Raw genomic sequence first — 11,995 nt, 5'->3', positions numbered from 1 at the left:
CGGGGTGGATCACCCGCGTTACGCCACCTTCTCGGTGCGTAACGATCTACTCACGCCGCACCCGGGTCCTCGGTGAGTCGCCGGCGCCGTGGACGTCAGTAGTAGTAGGGGAACGACTCCCAGTTCGGATCGCGCTTCTCGAGAAACGCGTCCCGTCCCTCCACGGCCTCATCGGTCATGTACGCCAGTCGGGTCGCCTCACCAGCGAACACCTGCTGGCCCATCAGGCCGTCGTCGGTGAGGTTGAACGCGAACTTCAGCATCCGTTGTGCGGTCGGCGATTTGCCGTTGATGGCGCGAGCCCACTCGATCGCGGTGTCCTCCAGGTCGGCGTGGTCGACCACCTCGTTCACCGCCCCCATCCGCTGCATGGTCTCGGCGTCGTAGGCCCTGCCGAGGAAGAAGATCTCCCGGGCGAACTTCTGTCCGACCTGCTTGGCGAGGTAGGCGCTGCCGTAGCCGGCGTCGAACGAGCCCACGTCTGCGTCGGTCTGCTTGAACCGCGCGTGTTGGCGGGATGCGATGGTGAGGTCGCAGACCACGTGCAGCGAATGGCCGCCACCGGCCGCCCACCCGTTGACCACGGCGATGACGACCTTGGGCATCGTGCGGATCAGTCGCTGCACCTCCAGGATGTGCAGGCGGCCGCCCTCGGCCTGCACACGCGCGGAATCGACCGTGTCGGCGGTGTCGCCGCCCGCGTACTGATAGCCCGACCGTCCACGGATGCGCTGATCGCCGCCGCTGCAGAACGCCCATCCGCCGTCCTTCTCGCTGGGCCCGTTGCCGGTGAGCAGGATGGTGCCCACGTCAGGGGAGCGGCGAGCGTGGTCGAGGGCGCGGTACAGCTCGTCGACGGTGTGCGGGCGGAACGCGTTGCGGACCTCGGGACGGTTGAAAGCGATTCGGACGATCCCGTTTTCACGCCCGGGTTCGCTGTGCCGGTGATAGGTGAGGTCGGTCAGGGAGTCGAAGCCGTCCACCACTGTCCAGTGCTCGGCGGTGAAGGGATTCGCGGCGTCGTCACTCATGCTCAGTAGGCTAGTGGCAACCGCTTCGCAGCCCGCTCACCTGGGTCGATAACCTGACCGGATGAGTATCGACGGCACGTCCGAGTCCACCCCGACGTCGGGCGAGCGGACCGAGGACGCACATGAGGGCGGGTTCCGCACCGACATGATGATCAGCGTCGATCGCGGTGGACCCCGGTACGGCGAGTTCATCGAGAAGGTCCGCGAGTTCATGGATCGGGCGCGGGCGGCGTACCCGTCCGACACCCTGGTCGACGAGCTGATCGACGACCTCACCGCGGTGAACGCGAAACTGGCGGCCGTCGAGATCAACGAGTGGGAGTCGCCGTCGGGTACCCGTATCGATCTCCCGGCCCGGGGCAACATCACCCTGCCGCCCTACCTGGTCGACAGAGCCGGTGATGACGGAGTCCAGGCGCGGGTCACCTTCACCCGATTCCACCTGGGTGGCAACAACGCCGCGCACGGCGGGTACATCTGCACCGCATTCGACGACCTGTTGGGCATGACGTCAGCCCTTGCCACCGGGAAGGTGACCCGGACCGCGTACCTGACGGTGAACTATCGCTCCATCACCCCGCTGAACACCGAGCTCGCCATTGCGACATCGATCACACGCCTCGATGGTCGCAAGATCTTCGTCGCCGCGACGATGAAGGACGGTGACCGCCTGTGTGCCGAGGCAGAGGGGCTATTCATCGCCCTCAATCCCGGCCAACCCTGACCTCACTTCGGATTGTTTGCGGTAAGCAAAGGTTAGTTCATACGTTCGGGCGACTTGTCGCGACAGCCGGCATGCGATGACATATTGTGGTCAATCAGTCGCATCTGCGTGGTCGGCGTGAATGGTCGACCGGCCTTTTCCGCCATCAGGGGTTCTGGGCTTGTAAGCGTCGATCGTGAATTGTATCTTTGCTGAACTGCTCAATGACGAGCGGTCGACCGGCGTGACGTGTTTGCTCAATCAAGAATTATCGATTGGTAATAGCGAATTCACTCATCCGGTCGAGCGAATTACTCACCACAGGTCATTCGGGGGTGTGCGGAGGTAATCGTTGTTGTCTCGACTCGATCGGAGGATGCGTGTCGGTGAACGCTGAGCGCCGTCCGTATCCAGCGAGGTCGCGCGTGGCGTGGCCGAATCGGTCCAGGACGCCCGAATCCCGCGAAAGGCTTTCCACCTGGGCGGATCGCTACCGAACCCGCCTTCTCTGGAGCGACGCACTCGTCATTCCGGTGGTCGTGGCGCTGGCCCAGGTCATCCGCTTCGGCGTGGATCCCGCCGTACCCGTCGCCTCGATCCATGCGCCGGTGATCGTGGTGACCATCGTGCTCTCGGTGGTCTGGATTGTGAACCTTCACATTTTCCGTGTGGCGGACGTGCGAATTCTCGGCGGCGGAGCCACCGAATACAGTCGTGTTCTCAAGGCCTGTCTCGCTGTCTTTGGTTTGCTGGCGATCGTCGATCTTTTGTTCAAATTAAATATTGCCCGTGGACTTATTGCAATTGCTTTGCCGCTCGGTACATTTCTTCTGCTCCTGGTTCATTACGGGTGGCGAGCGCACCTCATTCGGGGTCGGGCGCAGCGCAAGTGCATGAATCATGTGTTGGTGATGGGCAGCGAACGATCGGCGAAGCCACTTGTCGCCCATCTGGATCGCAACCCGTCACTCGGGTACGACGTGGTCGGCGTCTGCGTGCCGTTACTCGGCGTCGATCCGTGTTCGTCGATGACGGTCGGCCGGCGTGAGGTACCCATTCTCGGTGAATTCGCGGATGCGCGCTCCGCGGTGCTCCAGTCGCGCGCGACCACGGTGGCGGTGACATCTGCCGAGGTGCTCGGGCACTCCGCCATGCGGGAGCTGTCCTGGGAGCTCGAGGGCATGCACGTCGACATGGTGGTCGATCCCGGGGTCATCGACGTGGCCGGGCCGCGCATGCTGGTGCGCCCCGTCGCCGGCCTGCCGCTGCTCCACATCGACAAGCCCACCTATTCCGGTGCGAACCGCCTCCTGAAGGCCTCGGTCGACCGGGTCGGGGCGCTCGTCGTTCTCGTGCTCGCGGCGCCGGTCCTGCTGGCGTGCGCGATCGCGGTGAAGGTGGACTCGCGCGGACCCGTCTTCTACAAGGCGGAACGGATCGGGCTCAACAACACCCCGTTCCGGATGTGGAAGTTCCGGTCGATGCAGGTCGACGCCGATACGCGACTCGCCGACCTCTCGGTACTCAACGAGGGGGCCGGACTCCTGTTCAAGATCCGCGACGATCCCAGGGTCACGCGGGTCGGGAAGTTCATCCGCCGCTACAGCTTCGACGAGTTGCCGCAACTCTTCAACGTGTTGGGCGGATCGATGAGTCTGGTCGGGCCGCGCCCACCGTTGCCGTCCGAGGTGGAGCAGTACGAAGGACCGGTGGTGCGGCGGATGTTGGTCCGGCCGGGGATCACGGGCCTCTGGCAGGTGTCCGGGCGGTCGGATCTCTCGTGGGAGGAGGCCGTGCGTCTGGATCTGACCTACGTGGAGAACTGGTCGATCGCACAGGACCTGCAGATATTGCTGAGGACACTTCGCGCCGTCCTGCATCAGGCGGGTGCATATTGAGCGCGGAGCAACCCCGCGGCGGAGAATCCGCGACAGATCGCGGGTCGTCGCCGTCAGGAGGCCGCAATGGGTGGTCAGGATCGAATGCACGCACAACGGGGGTGGAATGAATGTCCAAGGTCGCTCTGATCACGGGAATCACAGGACAGGACGGTTCGTATCTGGCCGAGTTGCTCCTGAGGAAGGGGTACGAGGTCCACGGGATCGTGCGTCGGAGTTCGACGGTGAACCGGGCGCGCATCGATCACCTGTACGTCGACCCGCATGAACCGGGGGCCAAGCTCTTCCTCCACTACGGCGACCTCAGTGACGGTGCCCGGCTGGTGACCCTGCTCGCGACCATTCGTCCCGACGAGGTGTACAACCTGGCCGCGCAGTCGCACGTCCGAGTCAGCTTCGACGAGCCCGAGAACACCGGCAACACAACAGGTATGGGCGCGATCCGACTCCTCGAGGCCGTTCGTCTGACGGGAGTCGACTGCCGGTTCTATCAGGCGTCGAGCAGCGAGATGTTCGGTGCGTCGCCGCCGCCGCAGAACGAGGACACCGTGCTCTATCCGCGGTCGCCCTACGGTGCCGCCAAGGTGTACGCCTACTGGGTCACCAGGAATTACCGCGAGGCCTACGGTCTGTTCGCGGTCAACGGGATCCTCTTCAATCACGAGTCGCCGCGGCGCGGCGAGACGTTCGTGACACGCAAGATCACCCGAGCCGTCGCGCGTATCAAAGCGGGACGCGAGCAGGTTCTGTACCTCGGAAACCTCGACGCGGTGCGCGATTGGGGATACGCACCGGAATACGTCGAGGGGATGTGGCGGATGCTCCAGGCCGACAAGCCCGACGACTACGTGCTCGGGACCGGTACCGCCTGCACCGTCGGTGAATTCGTCGAGACCGCGTTCTCCCATGCCGGCCTGAAGTGGCAGGACCACGTTCGTTTCGACGACCGGTACCTACGCCCCACCGAGGTGGACGCCCTCATCGGCGACGCGACGAAGGCGAGTGTCGAACTCGGGTGGAAAGCGCAGGTGCACGCTCCCGAGCTGGCTCGGATCATGGTCGATGCCGACATCGCGGCACTGGAGTTCGAGGGGTCGCACTGGATCGACACCCCCGCTCTCCCGGATTGGACATAGGAACGGTTATGCAAGAAGTGACCTTTGATCCCGCTCGGTTGGATCGCGACAGCAGGATCTACGTGGCGGGCCACCGTGGCCTGGTCGGATCAGCGCTGTGGCGCCACTTCGAGTCGGAGGGGTTCACCGACCTCGTCGGACGGACCCGGCAGGAGCTGGACCTGTTGGACCGGTCGGCGGTGTTCCGATTCATGGCCGATGTACAGCCCGATGTCGTGGTCGTCGCGGCGGCGAAGGTCGGCGGGATCATGGCCAACAACACCTACCCGGTGGATTTCATCTCCGAGAACCTCCAGGTGCAGGTCAATCTTCTCGACGCTGCGCTCGATGAGCGCGTCGAACGCGTTCTCTTCCTCGGATCGTCGTGCATCTATCCGAAGTTCGCAGAGCAGCCGATCAGAGAAGATTCTTTACTGACCGGAACTCTAGAGCCCACCAATGATGCTTATGCGATTGCAAAGATCGCGGGAATTCTTCAGGTCCAGGCGGTGCGGCGACAATACGGTCTCCCGTGGATATCGGCGATGCCCACAAATCTCTACGGTCCCGGTGACAATTTCTCGCCCACCACGTCCCACGTTCTGCCTGCGCTCATCCAGCGGTACGACAATGCGCGCGCGGCAGGCGATGCCGAGGTGGTCAACTGGGGGAGCGGGAGCCCGCGCCGCGAGTTCCTCCACGTCGACGACATGGCCTCGGCCTGCCTGCACCTGCTCGAGAACTTCGACGGTCCGCAGCAGGTCAACGTGGGCACCGGTGACGACCAGACCATCAGGGACATATCGCATCTGGTGGCCGGCGCGGTCGGCTTCACGGGAGAGACGCAGTGGGACCTGTCCAAGCCGGACGGCACCCCGCGGAAGTTGCTCGACGTGAGCACGCTCTTCGAAAGCGGATGGAAACCGAAGATTTCTCTTCCGGAGGGGATCGAGGCAACCGTGGAATGGTATCGGTCCAATCAGGCGACTCTGCGCACGTGAGGAAATGCATCTGCTGTTCCGCCTTTCGCACATGTGCAATAACGGAAAGGCAATCGGCAGGATGTGGGAATTGATGGAGGACACCCACGTTGGCCGGAGGAACCAGGCCAGATGTTTTAGGGTGACGACACGAGTTTCACGAAACTCAGAAGATGGCTGTTTCTCACATTCAGCCTTCGACGGCGATAAGGACGTGAGATGACTGAGGATCCGAGAGGTCAGGGCGACGGCGGCGAGTCGGTGCGGGAAGTCGTGTCTATTCTCCGCCGTGGGTGGCTGACGGTCGTGGCGGTCGGCGTACTGGTCGGCCTGCTGGCACTGGGCTACAGCCTGATCCAGACCCCCGAGTACCAGGCCACCGCGACGCTCTACGTCACCTCCGGCGCCGACGACAACTCCCAGACCGCGTACCAGGGTTCACTGGCGTCGCAGCAGCGGGTCACGTCGTACACGAAGCTGGTGGACTCCGATGCCGTTCTGCAGCAGGCGATCTCCGACGGTGGTCTGAAGCTCTCGGTCTCCGACGCCAAGTCGAAGCTGGCCGCGACCACCACGACCGACACCGTTTTGCTCAACATCATCGCGACGGACTCGAGCCGGGCGACGGCGAGCAACCTGGCCAACGCGGTCGCGCAGTCGATGACGTCGTACGTGGCACGCCTCGAGACCCCCAGTGGCGGTGGACGACCGCTGGCCAAACTGACCGTGGTGACACCGGCCAGCGCCGGCGACAAGGCGGTCACCCCCAAGACCACCCGCAACGTCGCGCTCGGTGTCGTCGTCGGGTTGCTGATCGGGTTGCTCGGAGTCCTTGCCCGGGCCCGCTTCAGCAACAAGGTCGAGAGCGAGAGCGACTTCGGAGCGATCAGCGACACCCCGGTGCTGGGCGCGATCCCCGCGGATGACCTGCTCAAGAAGAAGGGGCTCATCGATTTCAAGGGTGGTGCCACGCCCGCCGCCGAGGCCTTCCGCAAAGTTCGCACCAACCTGACGTTCGCGAGCGTCGACCGTCCTCCCAAGATCATTCTCGTGAGCAGCCCGATCGCGGTGGAGGGGAAGACGACCACGGCGATGAACCTCGCCGCCGCACTCGTGGAGGCGGGGAGGCGCGTCGTCCTGGTCGACGCCGACCTGAGGCGTCCGCAGGTGGATCAGCGCAGCGGTCTGCTCGGCCACATCGGCTTCACCAATTCCCTACGCGGAGACGGCGAACTCGCCGACCTGGTGCAGCCGAGCACAGTGGAGGGTCTGTGGGTCCTGGCGTCGGGGCCCCAGCCGCCCAACCCCGCCGAACTGCTCGGGTCGAAACGCGCAGGCACGGCCCTGACCGAACTCGCCGCGTCCTTCGACTACGTGATCGTCGACTCGGCACCGGTCCTGCCGGTCACCGACGCAGCGGTGTTGGCCCAGTGGGTAGACGGAGTGCTGATCGTCGCGCGCGCGGGAGCGACCAAGATCGGCGACCTCACCGACGCGTACGAGCAGCTCTCCGGGAGCGGCACCCCGATCATCGGTTTCGTTCTGACGGAGACCACCGCCACCAAGGGGCGCTACGGCTACTACGCCGTCAACCCGACGAAGAAGAAGTCGTTCTTCGGCCGGAACCGCGCGCCGAAGGCGATCGAGGACGTGCTCGAGCCCCGACGCGACGACGACAGATGAGCCCGTCGGAATAGGGAGACAGTGTGCCCGGTGGTGAGCTGCGCCAGCCGCTGACCCGGGCCCAGCAAGCCTTCTGGGATCTCCAGGAGGCGTTGCCGAACGGCCCGGTCAACGTCGCGTACTACCTCGACCTGAGCGGCCCCCTCGACATCTCGCTCCTCAGCGAGGTGGGCCGCGAATTCGTCGCGCGCATGGCCACCCTGTTCGTCCGGTTCGAGACCACGCCCGCGGGCGTCGAGATGATCCACGACCCGTCACTCGACAACAGCCGCACCACCATCGACTTCCGCGACCACCCCGATCCGATGGCCGCGGCGCATGCATGGATGGTGGCCGACTGCGCCCGGCGCATCGATCTGACCCGCGAGCGCAGCGCGCTGTTCGGGCTCTTCCGGATCGCCGACGACCGGCACCTGATCTACATGCGCGGTCACCACATCATCTGCGACGGCGCCGCGGCCATCGCGAACCTCAACCGCTGGGGACGGTGCTACACCCAGGCGTTGGCCGGCGAGCCCCCCGACTATCCCGAACCCGCCGACTTCGGCGCCGCGCTGGCCGCCGACACCGACTACGCCGCCTCGTCACGGCGCGCCCGCGACCGCGACTACTGGCGCGAGAACCTCGCCGACCTCGAACACACCGCGTCCCTGTCCCGCAGATACGCACGCCCGGCGCCGATCCCGCACCGCGTCAGCGGGCGTCTCGACGATGCGACCCTGGCCGCGCTGCGCGAGGTCGAGACCACGCGACGCACCAGCCTGCCCGCCGTGGTCGCCACCGCGGTCGCGGCGTACCTGTCTCGCATGACCGGCCGACCCGACGTCACCGTTGCGCTCCCCGTCGCCGCCCGCACCACCGCAGCGCTACGGGCCACGCCGCTGCCGGTCTCCAACGTCGTCCCCATCCGCACCCGACTGGACGCCGGCGTCGACCTGGCCACCGCACTCGAGCGGACACAGTCGTCACTGCTCGGCGCCCTCCGTCACCAGCGCTACCGCTACGAGGACATCCGTGCCGACCTCGCCGAGGCGGGCATCGGCGCGGCCGGCGCCGAACCGGGCGTCACCGGCCCCGTCCTGAACCTGATGCTGTTCGAGCCGCGCGTACGGTTCGGCGACGCGATCGGCACCGTGCAGGTCATCTCCGCCGGACCCGTCGACGATCTCGCCATCACGCTGTATCAGCAACCGCGCGAGGATGGCTCACTCGGCGCGCACATCGACCTCGAGACCAACCCCGGTCGCTACTCCCACGCCGAGACCGTCGACCACTTCCGCCGCCTCGACTCGGTGATCCGATCGGTGACCGCCGGGCTGCTCCACGCCCCGGACACCCGTGTCGACGCCGTCGGGCTGCTCGACCCCGACGAGGTCCACTCCCTCACGACGATCGCCGGACCACCCGCCCCCGAACCACGAACACTGTCGGATGTAATCGACGGCGCGGTGTCCCGCTGGCCGGACCGGGTCGCCGTCGAGGGGCCGGCGGTGTCGTGGACGTATCGCGATCTCGCGAGGCACTCGCGGTCATCGGCCCGTGCGCTCGCGGCCCGCGGAGCCCGACCGGGAACCGTGGTCGCGATCGCCACCGGGCGTGGCTTCCTGCAGACCCTGTCCCTGTGGGCGGTCGCCCGAACCGGAGCCGCCGTCCTGCTGATCGATCCGGAGCAGCCCGACGCACGGGTCACCCAGATCCTCGACGACGCGCAGCCGACGGTGACGCTCACCGCGGCCGACGTGGCGCAGCGGCGACCGGACTGGGTGGTCATCGAAGACCTGGTCGCCGACTCGGCCGGCGACACCGGCACCCGGCCGGTCCGGCTCGACGACACGGCATACCTCGTCTACACCTCCGGGACGACGGGGCGGCCGAAAGGTGTTGCCCTGTCCCATCGCGGCCTCGCCGCGCTTGTCGCCGACCTCGCCGCGCGCCTGCCCACTGGCCCGGTTCGCATCGCGCAACTGGCCGCGCCGGGTTTCGACGCGACACTGTTCGAGCACCTCGTCGCGCTCGCGACCGGCGGCACCGTGCTCCCGGCCCCCCGCGGCGTGGTCGTCGGGGAGGACCTCGCGTCGTTCCTCGTCTCGCGTCACGTCACCCATGCGGTGCTGACCCCGTCGGTCCTCGCGACCGTGCCCCCCGCGGCGCTCGACGGAAGCCGTCTGACCACGGTGATGTCGGTGGGCGAGGCCATCTCGACCACGCTCGCGCAGACGTGGGCGTCGCGCTGTGCCCTGCACAACCTCTACGGGCCCGCCGAGACCACCATCATGGCAACGGCCGCCGCGCCGGTGGGCGTCGAATCCCCGGCAGGTCGCGGCACCCCGTCGATCGGCCTCCCGATCACCGGGACGCGGGCCTTCGTGCTCGACGCCCGGCTGCGTCCGGTGCCGGTCGGTGTCGCCGGCGACCTGTACCTCGCCGGCCCATCCCTCGCGCTGGGGTATCCACACGACACCCCGGAGACGTCCCACCGTTTCGTCGCCTGCCCGTGGGGCCCGCGCGGGGCCAGGATGTATCGCACCGGGGACATCGCGGCGTGGGAGCCCGAGCTGCGTGGGCTGGCGTACCTCGGGCGCGCCGACGGGCAGATCCAGATACGGGGCGTGCGTGTGGAACTCGGGGACATCGAGGCCGCCGCCGATGCGCATCCCGATGTGGTCGCCGCAGCGGCGGTCCCCGACGCGACTGGAGGCGCGGTGTCGCTGTTCGTGGCGAGCGCCGCCCCGTCGGCCGGTCTCCGGGCCGGCCTGCGTCGACACCTCGCCGCGCAGCTACCACCGGCCATGTGGCCCGCCCACATCGCCGTTCTCGACGCCCTGCCGATCACCCCCACCGGCAAGGTCGACCGGTCGGCGCTGGCGTCCACCGAGGTCACCGAGCGGGGTGTGGTCTACGTCGCGCCCCGCGGCGACGCCGAAACCGCGGTCGCGCAGGCGGTCTCGGTCGTTCTCGGTGTCGCGGACCCGTCGATGCTCGCCGATGTCATCGAACTCGGTGGAACCTCGCTCACCGCGACACGGATCGCCGTGGAGATCTCCACGCGGGCGCAGGTCGTCGTGTCCCCTCGCGATGTGCTGACCTCCACGACGCTCACCGAACTCGCGGCGATCGTCGACCGCCGATCCGCGGGTGAGACAGAGACATCCGTGGAACGCCCCATCCACCCGCCGGCCTCGCCGCAGCAGGTCGGGTTGGTTCTCGAGGGGCGCATCGACCCCGACTCGACCGCGAACGTGCTGCGGGGCAGTGTCACCGTCTCGACGGGGTCGCTGTCGGTCTCGGCGCTGCGGGACGCGATCGCCGACGTCGTCGACCGTCATGAGGCCCTGCGCACCATCATCCGTGCCGACGGTCGCGACCTCTGGCAGGAGGTCATCCCGACCGACGAGGCGGTGGGGGAGATCATCGTCGACGACGGGACCACCGACGAGCTACTCGTCGCCGACGTCCTCGACCCGACCGCGTCCGTTCCGGTGCGGGTGCGCATAGTCGAGCACGCCGACGAGATCGTCATCGATGTCGCGGCGCACCACATCGTCGTCGACGACCGCTCCGCGTCGGTGCTGCGTGACGATGTCGCCACGGCGTACGCAGCACGCTCGACGGGTACCGCGCCCGTGTGGACATCGACACCGCTGCAGTACATCGACGCGACGCTCGACGCGGTTCGCCGACTGGGCGATCCGCAGGACCCGTCGTCGGAGTATGCGACGCAGCAGCGGTTCTGGGTGCGCACACTCGGCGGGCGCGATGGGCGTCCGCGCCTCCCGACCGATGTGATCACCCGGGACTCGCCGGCCCCGCCGTTTGCCGATCAGCACACGGTGTCGCTCCCCGGCGACCTGGGCGTTCGGATCGAGCAGCTCGCGACCGAGTCGGGCGTCACCGGGTTCGCGGTGCTGCACACCGCGCTGTCGGTGGTGATCTCCCGCTTCACCGACACCGCCGACATCGAGATCGCGGTCGCACAGGCCGGCCGCGATCGACTGGGGGCGCGGCCCGCGGTGGGCATGTACGTCAACCCGGTGGTCCTGCGAACCCGCATCGACTCCCGGCGCACGGTCGCCGACCTCCTCCGGGAGTCCGCGGTGGCGCTCCGAGCCGCGTTGGTGCACAGCGACATCCCGTTCGCCGACGTCGTCCGCGCCGTCGACCCGCAGCGCGACATCACCGATGCGCCCCTGACCGACGTCTGGCTCAGCTACCGCGACGCCGACCACTCCGAGCCCGGACCGGACGGATTGGGGCTCCGGGTGCGCGAGCACGCGGCGACGCATCCGCGGGTTCCGTTGCAGTGGAACATCGATCGGGTCGGAGACCACCTCGAGGTGACGGTGACGTATCGGACCGATCGGTTCGGTCCCGGGATCGTGCGCCGGATGGTCGAGGCGTACGTCGACGTCCTCGACCGCGCGACCACCGGTCCCGACCGCACGCCCATCGCGTTGCTGCCCGGCGACCCGGGCGACCCGGTCGGTGTGCCTCCACGGGCCCGCAGCCTCGTCGCGATGTTCGACGAGACCGCCGATCGTGTCCCCGGTCGTCCTGCGCTCGTGACCGACGGTCGATCGTCCACCTA

Annotated in this window: 7 protein-coding genes; 6 read left to right on the top strand and 1 reads right to left on the bottom strand. The window is 67.2% G+C overall.

The features are described from left to right. Window positions 1–95: 95 nt before the first annotated feature. On the bottom strand, window positions 96–1,031 hold the full coding sequence (locus tag JHC79_RS12615) for a 1,4-dihydroxy-2-naphthoyl-CoA synthase (RefSeq protein WP_296391245.1): 936 nt from the start codon (window positions 1,029–1,031) through the stop codon (window positions 96–98). 61 nt (window positions 1,032–1,092) lie between these two features. Here JHC79_RS12615 and JHC79_RS12610 point away from each other — a divergent pair, with 61 nt between their 5' ends. The 6 genes from JHC79_RS12610 to JHC79_RS12585 form a co-directional block, all read left to right on the top strand. Then, window positions 1,093–1,755, top strand: coding sequence for a PaaI family thioesterase (locus JHC79_RS12610; protein WP_296391244.1), 663 nt, complete (start codon window positions 1,093–1,095; stop codon window positions 1,753–1,755). Between the two features lie 314 nt (window positions 1,756–2,069). After that, window positions 2,070–3,632 carry a sugar transferase gene (locus JHC79_RS12605; RefSeq protein ID WP_366782713.1) on the top strand — a complete coding sequence of 521 codons (1,563 nt, stop codon included), beginning with the start codon at window positions 2,070–2,072 and terminating at the stop codon, window positions 3,630–3,632. Between the two features lie 110 nt (window positions 3,633–3,742). Beyond that, on the top strand, window positions 3,743–4,768 hold the full coding sequence (gene gmd / locus JHC79_RS12600; RefSeq protein ID WP_296391243.1) for a GDP-mannose 4,6-dehydratase: 1,026 nt from the start codon (window positions 3,743–3,745) through the stop codon (window positions 4,766–4,768). Between the two features lie 8 nt (window positions 4,769–4,776). Then, on the top strand, window positions 4,777–5,748 hold the full coding sequence (locus JHC79_RS12595) for a GDP-L-fucose synthase (protein ID WP_296391241.1): 972 nt from the start codon (window positions 4,777–4,779) through the stop codon (window positions 5,746–5,748). Window positions 5,749–5,946: 198 nt separating this feature from the next. Further along, window positions 5,947–7,410, top strand: coding sequence for a polysaccharide biosynthesis tyrosine autokinase (locus tag JHC79_RS12590; RefSeq protein WP_296391239.1), 1,464 nt, complete (start codon window positions 5,947–5,949; stop codon window positions 7,408–7,410). A 23-nt stretch (window positions 7,411–7,433) separates the two neighbouring features. Then, a partial coding sequence (locus JHC79_RS12585) for a non-ribosomal peptide synthetase (protein WP_296391237.1) occupies window positions 7,434–11,995 on the top strand: 4,562 nt, incomplete at its 3' end.

This window comes from Williamsia sp. (genome assembly GCF_016462415.1).
GTDB lineage: Bacteria > Actinomycetota > Actinomycetes > Mycobacteriales > Mycobacteriaceae > Williamsia_A.
This window is presented reverse-complemented; position numbering and strand designations above follow the sequence as displayed.